The following is a 15983-nucleotide window of genomic DNA, read 5'->3' on the forward strand; positions in this document are numbered from 1 at the left end:
CACTGGCAGACTGGCGTCCGTGATCATGCTCATCTGCGGCAGTCTGCGGGGCGGTTCGGTGAACGCGGCGGTGATCGGGACCGCCGCGGGGTTCACCGAGTCCAAGGTCTACGCGGGCCTCGGCGACCTCCCCCACTTCAACCCCGACGACGACCAAGACCCCCTGCACCCGGCCGTTGTGGCGTTGCGCGCGGAGGTCGGTGCGGCCGAAGGCGTGCTGATCTGCACGCCGGAGTACGCGGGCGGCCTGCCGGGGTCGTTCAAGAACGTGCTGGACTGGACCGTCGGCGGCGGTGAGATCTACGGCAAGCCCGTGTCGTGGATCAACGCGTCGTCAGTCGCGGCCCCCACCGGCGGCGCGGACGCCCACGAGTCGCTGCGCAAGGTCCTCACCTACGCCGGCGCGCGCATCGTCGAAGACGCCTGCGCGCGCATCCCCATCCCGCGCCACACCGTGTCCGACGGCATCATCACCGACCCCGACCTGCGGGGCCGGATCGCGATGGCCGTGAGCAGGTTGGTGGAGGCCACGAAAGCCTGACACTGCGTAACTCTCATGTGTCCTTTCTGCGCAGTTCACGGCGTTGTCAGGCAGGCGCCACCGGGCTGAGGCGCAATGGGACACGTGGATGCTCGCCTGCTGGTATCGCTGTCCGGGGCCACCCCGCGCACGCTGCACCGCTGCGCCGACCTCGCGTCGGAGCTGGAGCGGCGGCGGGTGCCGCTGTCGATCCTGCACGTCGCGCGGACCGAGAACGGCCCCGTGACCGCCTGGGTGCGCACGCGCGCCGCCGCGGGGGACTCGGTGCTGCTGCACGGCTACGACCACCGCATCACCCCGACGCACCGCACCGTCCAGCTCGGCCGTCGCGCGGAGTTCGCCGCGCTGCCGGCGCACGAGGCGCGCCTGCGCCTGATCGCCGCGAAGGCCGCGCTCGACACCACCGGCGTCGCCGTCGACGGCTTCGCGCCGCCGCGCTGGCTCGCCTCGCAGGGCACGCTGCAAGCGTTGCGGGAACACGGGTTCACGCTCTGCGCCGACGTGGGCTCCGTCCGTGACCTCGTGACCGGCGAGGTGCTCCGGGCGCGCGTGCAGGAGTTCACGAGCCAGTCGCACCGCACCGAGACGGTCCGCTGCTTCGCCCTCGTGCTGGCGTCGGCCCGCGCCGCCCGCCGCGGCGGCCTGGTGCGCCTCGGCATCGACGCCGCCGACCTCACCCGCCCCGGCCTGCGCCAGGCCCTGCTCGACGCGGTCGACGTCGCCATCGAAAACCGCGCCTTCGGCAGCACCTACGGCTCCCTGCGCCGCGCGGCCGCCGCCTGACCCCACCCGCCAAGCCCGCGGCTGGAATCATGGGCCGCATGGCGGAAACGAAGACCACGGTGAGCCCGGCGGCAGTCCGCGACGCCGCCCTCACCCTGTTCGCCGAACGCGGCTACCACGGCACCGCGCTCAGCCAGATCGCCGCGGCGCTCGGCATCCGCACGCCCAGCCTGTACAACCACATGCGCGCCAAGCAGGACCTCCTGCGCGACATCGTCGCCGACACCACCGAACAGGTCTGGGCCGATTACGAGTCCGCCGTCGCCGGCATCGACGACGTCGCCGAACGCCTCCGCCGCGCCACCCGCGTCTACGCCCTTCGCCACGCCACGCACCGCCGCGAAGCCCTCGTCGTCAACCGCGACATCGCCAGCCTCGAAGACCCCGCCCGCACGGCCGTCCTCGAGTTGCGCCGCCGCCACGCCCACGCCTTTCGCACCCTCATCGAACAGGCCGGCCCCACCGACGAGGAATCCGCGACGCTCGCGGCGTTCGGCATCCTGGAGATGTGCGTGAGCATCGCCCGCTGGTTCCACGAAGACGGGCCCCTGTCGGCGGAAGCCGTGGCGGACAAGTACAGCGAGTACGCATTGCGCGTCGCGGGCCTCGCCTGAGGATCCTTTCGGCGACGCGCACCTGCTTCGCCTGACCACCTCGCCGCGTCGTTGGCGTGTGCCGGCGACCTGACCACAAGGCTCGGTAACAGCGACGGCCAACGACCCGAACCCCCACCCGCGGATCGGTCCCGCACAGCCTCCCTCGCCTGAGCACGCCGCCGGGCACTGCTCGGGTCGGGTGGGTGTACTGCCGGCGTTTCCGCGAGCCCAGGCAATAGCGATTCCCGCCGACCGGCGTCGATCTCGATCGCAGACGGCTGCCGACCCGCCCCGACGCCGGTCGCGCCGGATTCACCTGCGTCACGCGAGTTCGCTGTGGACTTTCGGGACTGGGCAACAGCCGAGCCCTGCCGTGCCGGCGCAAAGCCACGCGCTCCACAGCGGCAACCCCGTTTCGCCCACCGCCTCGGTAACAGCGACCGCGACTCCGATCTCGCCCGCCAAGACCCGCCTGGGTGCAAGACCACGCGTCCCGCAGCTGCGCACCTGTCCTCGGCCGAACCACCCGAATCCCCACCCGACCGCACCTTGCCCCCGCCGTTCCTCCTCCCTACACTCCATCAACTAACTATCATTAGTTAACCTCGCGGTGGAGATGTCGATGCTCAGAGTCGAGTTGATCCGTCCCATCCCTCAGCTGCTGGTCGGGCACGCGGCGCGCTTCGGGGGCAAGGTCGCCTTCTACGACGATCGCCGGGCGGTGACCTACGGGGAGCTGGCCGAGCGCACCCGCCGGCTCGCCGGGAACCTCGTGGATCGCGGCGTGGACCGAGGTGCGCGGGTGCTGATCTACCTGGAAAACAGCGTCGAGACGGCCGAGTCGTACCTCGCGACCACGCGGCTCGGCGCGGTCGGCGTGTGCGTGAACCCCAACGCCGCGCCCGCGGAGGTCGCGTACCAGCTCGCCGACAGTGAGGCGCGCGTCGTGATCACCGACGACGCGCACATCGACCACGTTCGCGCCATGGTCGACGGACGGGAAGCGCTGGTCGTGCTGGTCACTGAAAACGAAGCACCCGAAGAGAACTACGAACACCTCGCCACCGTCGAACCGAAATCCGCGCCCCGGGACGACCTCGGGCTGGACGACGTCGCGTGGATGCTCTACACGTCCGGCACCACCGGTCGCCCCAAGGGCGTGCTGCTCACGCAGCGCAGCTGCCTGTGGGTGGTCGCCGCGTGCTGGGCCCCGATCGTGGGCCTCACGTCGGCCGACCGGGTGCTCTGCCCGCTGCCGCTGTTCCACTCCTACGCCCTGGACCTGTGCGTGCTCGGCGTTTTCGCCGTCGGCGCGACGGAACGGATCCTGCCGCGCTTCTCCACGCCTCGCGTGCTCGAGCTGCTCGAACAAGAGCCGTTCACGCTGATGCCCGGCGTGCCCACGATGTTCCAATACCTCCTGCACGGCGTCCGCGGTACGCCGTGGAGCAGCACCACGCTGCGCATGTGCGTGTCGGCCGGCGCGATCATGCCGGCGGCGCTCAACGCCGAGTTCGAGCAGGCGTTCGGCGTGCAGCTGCTGGAGGGCTACGGCATCACGGAAACGTCCACAATGGTCACCATGAACACCCCGGACGGCGGACGGGTCCTCGGTTCGTGCGGGCTGCCGCTGCCCGGCGTCGGCGTGCGGCTCGTGGACCCCGTGACCGGCGAGGACGTCGGCGTCGGCGAAGAGGGCGAGCTGTGGGTCAGCGGCCCGAACATCATGCGGGGCTACCACAACCGCGCCGAGGCCAGCGCCGAAGTGCTGCGGCTCGGCTGGTACCGCACCGGCGACCTCGGCCGCCGCGACGCCAATGGCTTCCTCACGATTTCCGGCCGCACCAAGGAGCTCATCATCCGCGGCGGCGAGAACATCTACCCCGCCGAGGTGGAAGCCGTGCTGTTGAAGGTGCCCGGCGTGGCCGACGCCGCCGTCGTCGCGCGCAAGCACGCCGACCTCGGCGAGGTGCCAGTGGCGTTCGTCGTGCCCGAACAACCCGGTGACCTCGACGTGGCCACGCTGCGCGCCGCCTGCGCGCAGGAGCTCTCGCACTTCAAGGTGCCCGAGCAAATCCTCGAAATCGACGCCATCCCCCGCACCGGCTCCGGCAAGGTCATGCGCTTCCGCCTGCAGGAACGCCTGGTCGACGCCTGATTCCGGTCGCGGGTTGACCGCACCAAGCCATCCCCCTACTCTGCAAACTAACGTTAATTAGTAAGGTGGTGTACGTGGACCTCTCCAACACCTTCACCGTGGACCTCCCGATCGACGCCGCCTGGCGCGTGCTGACCGACCTCGAACGCGTCGCGCCCTGCCTGCCCGGTGCGGCTCTGCTCGGTTTCGAAGACGGGGTGTACCGGGGCGCGGTGAAGATCAAGGTGGGCCCCGTTTCCGCGAAGTACCAGGGCACGGCGCGCTTCGTCGAGAAGGACGCCGACGCCCACCGTGCGGTGCTGCGGGCCGAGGGCAAGGACGCCGGCGGTCAGGGCAACGCGGCCGCGACCGTCACCGCCACGCTCACCGCGCAGGGCAGCGGGACGAAGGTCGACGTGCGGACGGACCTGGCGCTGTCCGGCCGGGTCGCGCAGTTCGGCCGCGGCGTGATCGCCGACGTCACCGGCAAGCTGCTCGGCCAGTTCGTCCAACGGCTGGAAGCGGAGGTCGCGAGCGCCGCGCCGGTCAAGCCCGTGAACCTCGACGACGTCGAACCGCTCGACGTGATGGCGAGCGTCGGCGGCACGGTCGCCAAGCGCGCGGTGCCCGTCGCGGCCGTCGCGCTGGTGCTCGTCATGCTCGCGATCCTCCTGACGCGCAAGGGAAAGGCGGCGCAGTGACCGTGGTTCGTGAACCCCACCTCTACGTCGGCGGCCAGTGGATCGCCGGCGGCGGCACCGACTGCGAGGTCGAGAACCCGGCCACCGAGGAGCTCGCGGGTGCCGTCACGCAGGCCTCGCCCGCCGTCGTCAACCTGGCCGTGGCCTCGGCCAACGCGGCGTTCGACGGCTGGGCCACCACCCCGGTCGCCGAGCGGGCCGCCGCGCTGCGCCGCTTGCACGACGTGATCACCCAGCGCGCCGACCGGTTCGCCGAGCTCATCACGCTCGAACAAGGCTCCCCACCACCGGTGGCGCGGAAGTTGCATGTGGACACTCCGCTCGCGGTGCTGGCTCAGACGGCCGACGCGCTGGAGGAGTTTCCCTTCCGGAGCCAGCTGGGAAACTCCGTGATCCTGCGCGAGCCCGTCGGTGTCGTCGCCGCGATCACGCCGTGGAACCTGCCGCTGCATCAGATCATGGTCAAGGTCGTCCCGGCGCTGGCGGCCGGCTGCACCGTGGTGCTCAAACCCGCCGCCCTGACGCCGCTCACCGCGTTCGAACTGATGCGCGCCTTCGAAGCCGCGGGGTTCCCGGCCGGCGTGATCAACCTGGTCACCGGCAGCGGCGGCGACGTCGGTGACCAGCTCACCCGCAACGCGAGCGTCGACCACGTGTCCTTCACCGGCTCGACGCCGGTGGGGGCGCAGGTCGCGGCCGCCGCGGCGGAGACGATCAAAGGTGTCACGTTGGAGCTGGGCGGGAAGTCCGCGAGCGTTGTTCTGTCCGATGTGGACGACGCGCTGCTGGCCAAGGCCGTGAAGGTCACCGTGGCCAACTGCTACCTCAACGGCGGCCAGACGTGCACGGCGCTCTCGCGGCTGATCGTGCCGGCCGATCGTTTGCCGCAGGTCGAGGAGCTGGCGGCCGCGGCGTCGGCGAAGTACGTGCCCGGTGAGCGGCTCGGACCGCTGATCTCGGCCGGGCAGCGCAAGGAGGTCGAGAGCTTCCTGGGTTCAGGTGAGGCCCGCGTGATCACCGGGCCTGCCGAACTGCCCGAGCGCGGCCACTACGTCACCCCGACCGTCTACAGCGGTGTGGATCCGGACTCCCGCCTCGCGCAGGAAGAGGTCTTCGGCCCGGTGTTGGCCATCCTGTCCGCGGAGTCGGACGACCATGCCATCGCCATCGCCAACAACTCGCGCTACGGCCTCGGGGGTGCACTGTGGACCGGTGACCCGGACCACGCGCTGGAGTACGCCGCCCGCATCCGCACCGGCCAGGTCGACGTCAACGCGGCGCAGTTCAACCCGCGTGCACCGTTCGGCGGGTACAAGGCTTCGGGCATCGGCCGGGAGATCGGCGACTACGGCATTTCCGACGTCCTCGAGATCAAGGCGGTGCAGCTGTGACCGAAGTGAACGCGTTGGTGCTCAGGGAAACCGGCGCTCCGATGACCGTGGAACGCATCCGCCTGCGCGATGTCGGTCCGGGTGACGTGCGGGTGCGCATCGACGCCACCGGCGTCTGTCACTCCGACCTTTCGCTGGCCCGCGGCGTGCTCGTGCAGCAGCTCCCGGCCGTGCTCGGGCACGAGGCGTGCGGAACGGTGCTGGAGACCGGCGCCGAAGTCACGGACCTGGCCGAAGGCGATCGGGTGATCCTGCTGTGGATCACGCCGTGCGGCGACTGCGTCCACTGTGGACGGGGTGAGGCGCACCTGTGCGTCAACGGGGCCGCGCGTGGCAGCGAAGCGTACGCCTCAGACGCTGACGGAAACCCTGTCTACGCGGGCCTGACTGTCGGTTCCTTCGCGGAACAGACCGTCGTCCCGGCGGCTGCAGCGGTGAAGGTGTCCGACGACATCAGCTCCGCCGACGCCGCGTTGCTCGGCTGCGCGGTGACCACCGGCGTCGGGGCCGTCACCAAGACCGCGCGCGTTCAGCCCGACTCGTCGGTGCTGGTGGTGGGTCTCGGCGGCGTGGGCTTGGCGGCGATCCAGGGCGCGAGGCTGGCGGGCGCCCGCACGATCATCGCCGTCGACCGCAACCCCGACAAGGCGGCCTACGCCGCAAAACTCGGCGCCGACCACTTCGTCCCGGCCGACGACACCACGAAAAAGGCCGTGCGCGCCCTGACCGGCGGCGAGGGGGTGGACTACGCGTTCGACTGCGTCGGCTCGGCCCGCACGATCCGCGACGCGTGGGGCATGACGCGCCGCGGCGGCACCGCGTGCGTGGTCGGTGTCGGCGGCAAGGACGACCTCGTGTCGTTCAGCGCGCTCGAACTGTTCCACTTCGCCCGCACTCTCGTCGGCTGCGTCGCCGGCTCACTCGACGCGGCCCACGACCTGCCGAGGTACTTCGAAGACGTCCGCAGTGGACGGCTCGACCTCGCCGCGATGGTGACCGGCCACGGCGGACTCGGCGATATCGAAAACGCCCTGGCCGACATGGCTGCCGGTCAGGGCGTGCGGACGCTGGTGGTGCCGGCATGAAGGTCGGAGCCCTCACCATCGAACCGGTCTACGACGGCTACGGCCGCGAGCCCGCCCGGGAAGTCCTCGTGCGACCGGACGTGCCCGACGCGTGGGCCTGCCACGAGCACCTGCTCGACGAGCGCGGCGACCTCGACCTCACGCTCGGCGGGTTCCTGCTGCGCACCGGCGACCGCGTGGTGCTGATCGACGCCGGCGTCGGCACGATCGACAACGACAAGTACCACGGCGGGCAGTTCCTCGAAAGCCTGCGTGAACACGGCGTCGCTCCCAGCGACGTGACCGACGTCGTGTTCACGCACCTGCACTTCGACCATGTCGGCTGGGCCACCAAGAAGGGTCAGGTTGTTTTCCCGAACGCGACCTACCGCGTGCACGCGGCCGACTGGGCCCACTTCGTCGACAGCCCGGATTCCGAACCCGGCGCGGTCCGCAAGCTGTCGCCGCTGGCCGAGCGGCTGGAACCGTTCGAAGCGGACACCACGCTCGCGCCCGGCCTCGACACCCGGCACGTGCCCGGCCACACGCCCGGCTCCACGATCTTCGTGGTCTCCAGCGAAGGCGAACGCGCGCTGCTGCTGGGCGACGTCGCACACTCCACAGTGGAGCTCACCGGCCCAACGTGGGAGGCGATCTTCGACGTCGACCGCACGGCCGCGCGGAAGGTGCGCGCCGGCTTGATCGAGGAGCTCACGGACAGCTCCGACGCGGTGGCCGGCGCGCACTTCCCGGGCCTGCGGTTCGGCCGCGTCGTGACCGTCTCCGGCGAGCGCCGGTTCGAGCTCATCTGAAAGGGAACCCATGGACCTCAAGCTCAGTGGCAAGAACGTGCTGGTCACCGGCGCCGGCCAGGGACTCGGCCGCGCGATCGGGATGGCGTTCGCCGGCGAAGGCGCCAACGTCGCGTTCCACTACAACACCTCCTCCGACGGCGCCGAAGCCGCGGCGAAGGAAGCGGCCGCGCTCGGTGTGAAGGCCATCGCCGTGGGCGCCAACCTGCGTGACGGCGACTCGGTGCGCACGGCCGTCGACGAGGTGGTGGCGCAGCTCGGCTCGATCGACGTGCTCGTCAACAACGCGGCGGCCACGCAGAGCAAGCCCTTCCTCGAAAGCACGGAAGAAGACTGGGCGCCGCAGATCGGCGTGACGGTGGAGGGCACGCTGCGGATCACCCAGGCCGTCGCGAAGCAGATGGTCGACGGCGGTGGCGGCGCCATCGTGAACCTCATGGGCGACTCCGGTCGCGTCGGCGAGTCACGGCTGCTGGTCACGGCCACTACGCGCTCGACGACGGTGGGCCTCACCAAGTCGCTCGCCAAGGAACTGGCCCGACACGGCATCCGCGCCAACGCTGTCTCCATCGCGCTTGTCCAAACGTCCAGTTTGGACGACCACACCGGACACGCCGACGACGCCAAGATGAAGAAGATCCTGTCGGCCTACCCGTTGCGCCGCCTGGGGCGCGCCGAGGACGTCACCCCGACCGTGCTGCTGCTGGCCTCCCCGCTCTCGTCCTGGACCACGGGGCAGATCGTGTCGGTCAACGGCGGCTACACGATGCCGTGACCACCGTGGAGGAGAACCCAGCTGGCGCCGTCGGGAAGGTCGTGCGGCGGAAGGAAGACGCGCGGCTGATCACCGGACGCGGGCGGTACGTCTCCGATCTGCAGCTGCCGCGCATGCGCCACGTCGCGTTCCTGCGCAGCCCGTTCGGCCACGCGCGGATCACGCGGGTCGACGCGTCCGCCGCTCGCGAGCTCCCGCGCGTGCACGTGTTCACCGGCGACGAGGCGGAGTTCGCCGCCGTGCCGTTGCGGGCGTTGTCGGCGCTGCCGTCCTATGTGGAGACCGAGCAGCCGTTGCTGGCGCGGGAGAAGGTGCGGTTCGCGGGCGAGCCCGTGGCCGCCGTCGTCGCCGACGACCGCTACCGCGCCGAAGACGCGCTGGAGCTCATCGACGTCGACTACGAACCGCTGCCGGTGAACATCACCGCGTGGCTGCCGCCGACCGAACCGGTGCACGCCGACGCGCCGGACAACGTCCTGCTGGAGCGCACTTTCGACACCGGCGAGGTGCCGGACGCGCTCGCGGGCGCCGACCTCGTGGTCGAGCGCGAGCTGATCACCAACCGTCACGCGGGCAACCCGATGGAATGCCGCGCGGGCGTCGCGCTGTGGGACCCGGCGGACGACCGGCTCACGCTGTGGTCGGGCACGCAGGTGCCGCACATCGCGCGCAACATGATCGCGGAGCTGCTGGGCATCCCCGAAGGCAACGTGCGGGTGATCGCGCCCGACGTCGGCGGCGGCTTCGGCGTGAAAGCCGTGGTGTACCCCGAAGACGTCGCGTTGTGCCTGATCGCGCGGCAGCTGCGCGGGGTGCCGGTGAAGTGGGTCGAGGACCGCGCGGAGCACCTGCTCGCGGCCACGCACGCGCGTGATCACCGCTACGTCGTGAAGGCCGGGTTCCGGTCCGACGGCGAGCTGGTGGCGCTCGACGCCGACGTGATCTGCAACGTCGGCGCGTATTCGGTGTACCCGTGGACGGCCGGGATCGAGCCGCTGATGGCGGGCGGCCTGCTGTCCGGGCCGTACCGTTTGCAGCACTACCGCTGCACTGTGCGCGGGGTCGCGACGAACACGGCGCCGTCCGGGCCGTACCGGGGTGTCGCGCGGCCGGCGAGCGTATTCGCGATGGAGTCGGTGCTCGACGCGGCGGCGGCCGAGCTCGGGATGTCCGCTTTGGACATCCGTCGGCGGAACCTGATCACGCCGGAGGAGATCCCGTACCGGATGCCGTCGCGGCTGGTCGACGACTCCGGGTGGTACGGCGAGTGCCTGGAGAAGGCCGTGGAGTCCATCGGGTACGAGGACTTCCGCGCGGAGCAAGCCCGGCGCCGGTCGGCCGATGAGAACCCGATCGGTCTCGGGCTGGCCTGTTACAACGAGCTCACCGGCCTGGGCCGCGCGGCCGCGACCGGCCCGCGGATGCCCTTCCGCACCGGTCACGACGCCTGCACCGTGCGCGTGAACCCCGACGGCCGGGTGACCGTGCTGTCCGGCGTGACGTCGCAGGGCCAGGGACTCGAGACGACCGTGGCGCAGATCGTCGCGGACGCGGTCGGAGTGTCCTATGCGGACGTCGAGGTCCGGATCGGCGACACGAACGAATCGCTCTGGGGCTTCGGCGCGTTCTCCTCACGGCAGGCCGTGATCGGCGGGGGCGCGGCGCACCGGTCGGCGATCACCGTGCGGGAGAAGATACTCCGGCTCGCGGCCGAGCTCTACGAGGCCAATGTGGACGATCTCAGCCTCGTGAACGGTGACGTGCGCGTCGCCGGAGAGGCCAAACCCGTCGGCACGCTGGCCGAGCTGGCGCGTGTCGCGTACCTGGAGTCCAACCGGCTGCCGGAGGGCATCGAGCCGGGGCTGGAGGCCACGCAGTTCTACGACCCGATCCGCGGGGCCTTTGCGGCCGGCGCGCAGGCCGCGGTCGTCGAGGTGGACCGGGCGACTGGGGAGCTCAAGATCCTCAAGTACGTGTGCGTCGAGGACGCCGGCACCGTCATCAACCCGCAGGTCGTCGAGGGGCAGATCGCCGGCTCGATCGCGCAGGGCATCGGCGGCGCGCTGTACGAGCACCTGATCTACGACGAGGGCGGCAACCTGTCCACGGGCACGCTGATGGACTACCTCATGCCGACCAGCGCCGAGGTGCCCGAGCTCGTGATCGGCCACCTCTCGCACCCCGCGGACAACCCGCTCGGCGTCCGCGGCGTCGGCGAGGGCGGCACGCTCGGGCCGAACGCGGTGCTCGCGGGCGCGGTCACCGACGCACTCGGCGTGCAGGTCACGCACCTGCCGCTGACGCCGGGCGCGATCTGGGAGGCACTGCGATGATCACCACCGAAGTCCGCGGCGAGGTCGGCGTCATCGCCCTCGACCGGCACGAGCGGCGCAACGCGCTGGACGTCGAGCACTGCGTCGACCTGCGTAAAGCGGTTCTGGATCTGGGCCCTCGGGTGCGCGCGCTGGTGATCACCGGCCGGGGCACGAGCTTCTGCGCGGGGGCCGACCTCGGTGGCGTTTACGGCGACGGGTTCCGCACGGCGCTGTACGGCGCGTTGCGCAGCATCACGGCGCTGCCCGTGCCCGTGCTCGCGGCCGTCAACGGGCCGGCGATCGGCGCCGGCACGCAGCTCGCGATCGCCTGTGACCTGCGGGTGGCGGCCCCGTCCGCGGTGTTCGCGGTGCCGACCGCGCGCAACGGCCTTGTCGTGGACCCGTGGACGGTCCGCCGCCTGGCGTTGCTGGCCGGCGGCGGGGCCGCGCGGGCGATGCTGCTGGGTGGTGACCGGCTGGACGCTGGTCTGGCTTTTCACCGTGGACTCGTCGACCGCCTGGGTGACCTCGATGCCGCGTTGGAGTGGGCCGCCGAGATCGCCGAGTTCGCGCCATCGTCCCTGAAGTATTCGAAACAGGCGCTGGACACGCTGTTCGAAGGCGCGCCGTGGGATTCCACTTTGGACACGGCGTTCGAGGAGAGCTGGCCCCGGGAGGCGTCGAAGTGAAACCGGCACCGTTCGACTACGTCCGGGCGCACAGCGTCGACGAGGCTGTGCGCACCCTGGCGGAGGCCGACGGGGACGGCAAGATCCTCGCCGGCGGCCAGAGCCTGATGCCGGTGCTCGCGTTGCGCATGGCGCGCCCGCAGGTCCTGGTCGACGTCAACCGGATCCCCGGGTTGGCCACGATCACACCCACCGGCGAAGGCGTCCGGCTCGGCGCGCTGGTCCGGCACGCGCGGCTGATCGAGCAACCGCACCACCCGCTCCTCGCCGAGGCCGCACGCTGGATCGGGCACACGGCGATCCGCTCGCGTGGCACGAGCGGCGGCAGCATCGCGCACGCCGACCCGTCCGCTGAGCTTCCGGTGGTCGCCGCCGCGCTGGAAGCGACCGTCCACATTGCCGGGCCAGGTGGCGGGCGCGTGGAGACGGCGACCTCGTTTTTCGCGGGGCCACTGGAAACCACGTTGGCCGAGGACGAGATGATCACCGCGGTGGACCTGCCTGCGCCGTCGCGATGGGGGTTCGCCGAGTTTTCCCGACGGCACGGTGATTTCGGGCTCGTGCTCGTGGTCGCGACCGAAGTGGACGGTCGGTGGCGGCTGGCGATCGGCGGCGTCGGCGGGGTGCCGCTGCGTCCGGCGGAGGCCGAGCAGCTGCTGAACGACGGCGCCGATGTCGACGCCGTCGCTGCGGCCGCCGCTGCGGAAACCCAGCCGCAGAGCGATATCCACGCGTCGGCGGACTACCGGCGGGCGATGACGGCGGAGTTCGTCCGCCGTGCCCTGGCACCTCACGGGAAGCGAGCCGCGGCATGAAAGCCGAGTTCAGCGTCAACGGAACCCGTTACGACGTCGACGTCGAGCCGCGCCGGACGCTCGCCGACGCGTTGCGCGAGGACCTCGGCCTGACCGGCACACACCTGGGCTGTGAGCACGGCGTGTGCGGCGCGTGCACCGTGCTGGTGGACGGCGAGCCCGTGCGCGCGTGCCTGATGCTCGCCGTGCAGGCGGACGGGTGTTCCGTCAGCACCGTCGAGGGCCTTGCGGCCGACGACGGCACGCTGCACCCGTTGCAGGAAGCGTTCTGCGCGAAGCACGGGCTCCAATGTGGATTCTGCACGCCCGGCATGTTGATGACGGCGCTGGACCTGCTGGACCGTGAACCCGCGCCCTGCCGGGAACGCATCCGGGAGGAGATGTCCGGCAACATCTGCCGGTGCACCGGGTACGTCGGGATCGTCGACGCGGTGGAGGCCGCGGCGCAGGAGCTGAACCCGCGATGAGAACCGCTGCCTGGCTGCGGGTGGCCGGCGTGCCGGCCTCGGCCGCGCGGGAGACGTGGCGAGTGCTCGAGCGCCACGGCTGCGCGAGGTTCTACGTCGACGGCGATCTCGCGTTGTGCGCGGCTCTGGCGGTGGAGACCACTTCGGCCGAGATTTGCTGTTTCGTGGCGCCCCGGCCCGCGGAGGTGCTGCCCGGCGCACGGACCGTCCAGTACCTCAGCGACGGCCGGTTTGTGCTCGGGCTGCGTCCGGCCGATGACGACGACGGCCCGTTCGGCTCGATCACCGCGCACGCCCGCCTGGCCGAGGAAGTACTGAGGGCGCTGGGCCCGGTGCCGATCACGGTCGCCGGCGGCCGGGGTACCGTGCGATTGGCGGCGGAGTTCGCCACGTGCCGGCAGACCATGGACGTTCCGGGCGAACCGGACGACCTGGCCGCCCGCTGCGCCGCGCTCGGCCGACCGGTGCCGACCAGCTCCGTCGTGGTGACACAGCGGCGGGAGTTCGAGGCGGACGAGGTCGTGTTCCCGGTCGACCGGCCGCTGACGGGTGCCGATTTCGGCGCGCTCGTGCGGGGGAGGAACTGGTGACGGCAGGTCAAACGCGCGCCGCGGTCAGCGAAGAAGTGGTGCTGGACACGGCGCTCACGCTGTTCGCCGAACGCGGTTACCACGGCACCGCGCTCAGCCAGATCGCCGACGTGCTGCGGATCCGCACCCCGAGCCTCTACAACCACATGCGGTCCAAGGAGGACTTGCTGCGCGCCATTGTGGACCGCACGACCGCCGCGGTGCTCGACGACTTCGAGCGCGTGTCCGGCGAGGACGGCGATTGGCCGACCCAGCTCGCGCGCGCCACCCGCGTGTACGCGTTCCGCCACGCCACCCACCGGCGCGAGGCGCTTGTGGTCAACCGCGACACCGACTGCCTCGGCGAACCGCATCGCACACGGTTTCAGGATCGGCGCCGCCGGCACGAGCACGCCTTCCGCGGGATCATCGCCCGTGGTGTCGACGCGGGGGTGTTCCACGTGGGCTCGCCGGCGCTGGCGTCGTTCGCGATCCGTGAGATGTGCGTGAGCATCGCCCGCTGGTTCCGCGACGACGGCCCGATGCCGGCCGACGCCGTCGCCGACGAATACAGCCGGTTCGCACTGCAGATCGTGGGTTCGCGACCCTGAGCTCCCGGGGTGGTAACCCGTCGGTCACCACCCCGGAGTGTCCTCAGAGGTCGGTGGCGACGCCGCGCTCGACGACCTTCACCTCGGTGCCCTGGGGCGCGAGGTTCTCGAACAGGCCGTAGTGCAGTGCGGGGCTCGACAGCACCGCCTCGTGGATCGGCACGGACTTGCGCGGCGCGACCGCCCGCAGGAAGTCCACCGCCTCGCCGGCCTTGAGCCACGGCGCCCCCGTCGGCAGGCCGAGCACGTCGATCTTCTGCTCGGGCACGAAGAACGAGTCGCCCGGGTGGTAGAAGGCGCCGTGGTCCAGCACGTAGCCGATGTTCGGGATCACGGGGATGTCGCTGTGGATGACGGCGTGCTCACCGCCCACCACGTTCACCGCGGTGCCGCCGATCTCGAAGGCGTCGCCGACGTTCGCGACCTCGTACTGCAGGTTCAGCTTCTGCACGGTCTCGACCGTGCCCGGGTCGACGATCAGCTTCGCGTCCGGGTTCGCCGCGAGCACCTTCGGCAGGCGCTCGCCGTCGATGTGGTCGAAGTGCTGGTGGGTGATGAGGACGGCCGACAGCTCGCGCTCGCGCTCGAAGTCGGTGGAGAACGCGCCCGGGTCGATCAGGATCCGCTCGCCGTCGGTTTCCAGAAGTACACAGGCGTGTCCGAAATGGACGATCCGCATCAGGATTCTCCTTCACACATGGTCACATTCACCCTATGCCCGCGCAGAGCGCGTCGCCAAGCTCGGTCCGCCGGTAGAGCACGCGATGGCCCTGGCGCGTTGTCGCGGTCAGGCCTGCGGCCCGCAACGCCGTGAGGTGCGCGGAAACGGTCCCCTTCGCCAGCCCGAGCCGCGCGGCGAGCTCCGTGGTGGTGGCCGGCCGGTCCAACGTGGTGAGCGACATCGCCTTCGCCCGCCCCACCACCCCGGCCAGCGCCCCCGGCGCCGCCGCCGGCTCCGTCCACAGGCCGGCCAAGCCCCTCGCGGGGTACAACAACGTCGGCTGCCACGGCGGCACGGTGACCACCCCGACCGACGGCCAGGCGAACACACTCGGCACCAGCAGCAGCCCCCGCTCGCCCAGCGTGAGTCGCTGCCGCGCCGCAATGTCGACCAGCACGGAGTCCTTGGTGAGCTGCACCCTCGGGTGCAGCCCCTCGAACACCCCCGCCACGCCGTGCTCACCCAGCCGCCGCGTCCGGTACGCGATGTCCGCCGCGAGCACCTCCCGCATCCGCCCCCACTCCGGCTCGACGGTGTGGTGCCACACGGTCTCGAGCTGATCCGCCAGCAGGTCCCGCGCCGCGGCCGGATCCCGCGGCAGCTTCGTCAGGTCCGCGTCCACCATCCCCAGCTCGACCCGCACCTGCCCCGGCGGCGTCCCTCTGACCACGGTCAACTGCTCGTCGGCTGTGGTCTCCGGCGTCGCCGGTGGTGGTGAGAGGAACTCCGTGATGTAGTGCCGCGCCCCGAGCACCGCCGCCAACTCCGGCACGTCCAGCCGCTCCTCGCCCAGCCACACCACCCCACCGGGCAGCCGCCGCCTCCCCAGCCACCCCCGCACCACCCCGATGACCTCCTCGAGCGGCGAGATCGCAAACCGGACTCCGGCGGTGCTGAGGACCAACTCGACCATGAATTCGGATATACCGAATGTCGGCGAGCTACTCGCCCAACCCCGACGCCAGGCAAGCCCCCGCCAGGCAAGCCCAATGGGGG

17 protein-coding genes are annotated in these 15983 nt (G+C 71.1%); 15 read left to right on the plus strand and 2 right to left on the minus strand.

The features are described 5' to 3' along the window. The first annotated feature begins 25 nt into the window (after nt 1-25). The 15 genes from AB0M56_RS01790 to AB0M56_RS01860 all read left to right on the plus strand — a co-directional run bounded on the left by AB0M56_RS01790 (nt 26) and on the right by AB0M56_RS01860 (nt 14266). Nucleotides 26-541 (plus strand): NADPH-dependent FMN reductase, encoded by a 516-nt coding sequence (locus AB0M56_RS01790; RefSeq protein WP_364170719.1) that lies wholly within the window; start codon nt 26-28, stop codon nt 539-541. A 75-nt stretch (nt 542-616) separates the two neighbouring features. Beyond that, a complete protein-coding gene (locus AB0M56_RS01795) occupies nt 617-1324 on the plus strand; it encodes a DUF2334 domain-containing protein (RefSeq protein ID WP_364169857.1) in 708 nt (235 codons plus the stop codon). A 38-nt stretch (nt 1325-1362) separates the two neighbouring features. Then, nucleotides 1363-1938, plus strand: coding sequence for a TetR/AcrR family transcriptional regulator (locus AB0M56_RS01800; RefSeq protein WP_364169860.1), 576 nt, complete (start codon nt 1363-1365; stop codon nt 1936-1938). Nucleotides 1939-2542: 604 nt separating this feature from the next. Next, nucleotides 2543-4078: a class I adenylate-forming enzyme family protein gene (locus AB0M56_RS01805; protein WP_364169863.1), complete on the plus strand. Its 1536-nt coding sequence runs from the start codon at nt 2543-2545 to the stop codon at nt 4076-4078. A 74-nt stretch (nt 4079-4152) separates the two neighbouring features. Further along, complete coding sequence (locus AB0M56_RS01810) at nt 4153-4758, plus strand: SRPBCC family protein (protein ID WP_364169866.1); 606 nt, start codon at nt 4153-4155, stop codon at nt 4756-4758. After that, nucleotides 4755-6149 (plus strand): aldehyde dehydrogenase family protein, encoded by a 1395-nt coding sequence (locus AB0M56_RS01815; RefSeq protein ID WP_364169867.1) that lies wholly within the window; start codon nt 4755-4757, stop codon nt 6147-6149. Before AB0M56_RS01810 ends, AB0M56_RS01815 begins: the two co-directional genes overlap by 4 nt. Next, nucleotides 6146-7234, plus strand: coding sequence for a zinc-binding dehydrogenase (locus AB0M56_RS01820; RefSeq protein WP_364169869.1), 1089 nt, complete (start codon nt 6146-6148; stop codon nt 7232-7234). The genes AB0M56_RS01815 and AB0M56_RS01820 overlap by 4 nt, the downstream gene beginning before the upstream one ends. Then, a complete protein-coding gene (locus AB0M56_RS01825; RefSeq protein WP_364169871.1) occupies nt 7231-8025 on the plus strand; it encodes an MBL fold metallo-hydrolase in 795 nt (264 codons plus the stop codon). The genes AB0M56_RS01820 and AB0M56_RS01825 overlap by 4 nt, the downstream gene beginning before the upstream one ends. 10 nt (nt 8026-8035) lie before the next feature. Beyond that, nucleotides 8036-8800 (plus strand): SDR family oxidoreductase, encoded by a 765-nt coding sequence (locus AB0M56_RS01830; protein WP_364169873.1) that lies wholly within the window; start codon nt 8036-8038, stop codon nt 8798-8800. Then, on the plus strand, nt 8797-11133 hold the full coding sequence (locus AB0M56_RS01835; RefSeq protein ID WP_364169875.1) for a xanthine dehydrogenase family protein molybdopterin-binding subunit: 2337 nt from the start codon (nt 8797-8799) through the stop codon (nt 11131-11133). The genes AB0M56_RS01830 and AB0M56_RS01835 overlap by 4 nt, the downstream gene beginning before the upstream one ends. Continuing rightward, a complete protein-coding gene (locus tag AB0M56_RS01840) occupies nt 11130-11804 on the plus strand; it encodes an enoyl-CoA hydratase (protein WP_364169877.1) in 675 nt (224 codons plus the stop codon). Before AB0M56_RS01835 ends, AB0M56_RS01840 begins: the two co-directional genes overlap by 4 nt. Next, the gene (locus AB0M56_RS01845) at nt 11801-12619 is read left to right on the plus strand and encodes an FAD binding domain-containing protein (RefSeq protein WP_364169879.1); all 819 of its coding nucleotides are present in this window, start codon (nt 11801-11803) and stop codon (nt 12617-12619) included. The genes AB0M56_RS01840 and AB0M56_RS01845 overlap by 4 nt, the downstream gene beginning before the upstream one ends. After that, nucleotides 12616-13086, plus strand: a complete 471-nt coding sequence (locus AB0M56_RS01850) for a (2Fe-2S)-binding protein (protein ID WP_364169880.1) — start codon at nt 12616-12618, stop codon at nt 13084-13086. Before AB0M56_RS01845 ends, AB0M56_RS01850 begins: the two co-directional genes overlap by 4 nt. Next, complete coding sequence (locus AB0M56_RS01855) at nt 13083-13676, plus strand: hypothetical protein (RefSeq protein ID WP_364169882.1); 594 nt, start codon at nt 13083-13085, stop codon at nt 13674-13676. The genes AB0M56_RS01850 and AB0M56_RS01855 overlap by 4 nt, the downstream gene beginning before the upstream one ends. Next, a complete protein-coding gene (locus AB0M56_RS01860) occupies nt 13673-14266 on the plus strand; it encodes a TetR/AcrR family transcriptional regulator (RefSeq protein ID WP_364169885.1) in 594 nt (197 codons plus the stop codon). The genes AB0M56_RS01855 and AB0M56_RS01860 overlap by 4 nt, the downstream gene beginning before the upstream one ends. A 43-nt stretch (nt 14267-14309) precedes the next feature. Here AB0M56_RS01860 and AB0M56_RS01865 read toward each other — a convergent pair whose 3' ends face one another. Both AB0M56_RS01865 and AB0M56_RS01870 read right to left on the minus strand, forming a co-directional pair. Next, complete coding sequence (locus AB0M56_RS01865) at nt 14310-14945, minus strand: MBL fold metallo-hydrolase (protein WP_364169888.1); 636 nt, start codon at nt 14943-14945, stop codon at nt 14310-14312. Nucleotides 14946-14973: 28 nt separating this feature from the next. Further along, nucleotides 14974-15900 (minus strand): DUF5937 family protein, encoded by a 927-nt coding sequence (locus AB0M56_RS01870; protein ID WP_364169891.1) that lies wholly within the window; start codon nt 15898-15900, stop codon nt 14974-14976. Between the last annotated feature and the right edge of the window lie 83 nt (nt 15901-15983).

Source organism: Amycolatopsis sp. NPDC051372, assembly GCF_040682095.1.
GTDB lineage: Bacteria > Actinomycetota > Actinomycetes > Mycobacteriales > Pseudonocardiaceae > Amycolatopsis.

Excerpts from the sequence above, each read along its gene's own strand:
- AB0M56_RS01790 (WP_364170719.1), top strand. The coding sequence starts at position 26 with ATGCTCATCTGCGGCAGTCTGCGGGGCGGTTCGGTGAACGCGGCGGTG.
- AB0M56_RS01795 (WP_364169857.1), top strand. The coding sequence starts at position 617 with ATGGGACACGTGGATGCTCGCCTGCTGGTATCGCTGTCCGGGGCCACC.
- AB0M56_RS01800 (WP_364169860.1), top strand. The coding sequence starts at position 1,363 with ATGGCGGAAACGAAGACCACGGTGAGCCCGGCGGCAGTCCGCGACGCC.
- AB0M56_RS01805 (WP_364169863.1), top strand. The coding sequence starts at position 2,543 with ATGCTCAGAGTCGAGTTGATCCGTCCCATCCCTCAGCTGCTGGTCGGG.
- AB0M56_RS01825 (WP_364169871.1), top strand. The coding sequence starts at position 7,231 with ATGAAGGTCGGAGCCCTCACCATCGAACCGGTCTACGACGGCTACGGC.
- AB0M56_RS01830 (WP_364169873.1), top strand. The coding sequence starts at position 8,036 with ATGGACCTCAAGCTCAGTGGCAAGAACGTGCTGGTCACCGGCGCCGGC.
- AB0M56_RS01840 (WP_364169877.1), top strand. The coding sequence starts at position 11,130 with ATGATCACCACCGAAGTCCGCGGCGAGGTCGGCGTCATCGCCCTCGAC.
- AB0M56_RS01850 (WP_364169880.1), top strand. The coding sequence starts at position 12,616 with ATGAAAGCCGAGTTCAGCGTCAACGGAACCCGTTACGACGTCGACGTC.
- AB0M56_RS01855 (WP_364169882.1), top strand. The coding sequence starts at position 13,083 with ATGAGAACCGCTGCCTGGCTGCGGGTGGCCGGCGTGCCGGCCTCGGCC.
- AB0M56_RS01865 (WP_364169888.1), bottom strand. The coding sequence starts at position 14,945 with ATGCGGATCGTCCATTTCGGACACGCCTGTGTACTTCTGGAAACCGAC.
- AB0M56_RS01870 (WP_364169891.1), bottom strand. The coding sequence starts at position 15,900 with ATGGTCGAGTTGGTCCTCAGCACCGCCGGAGTCCGGTTTGCGATCTCG.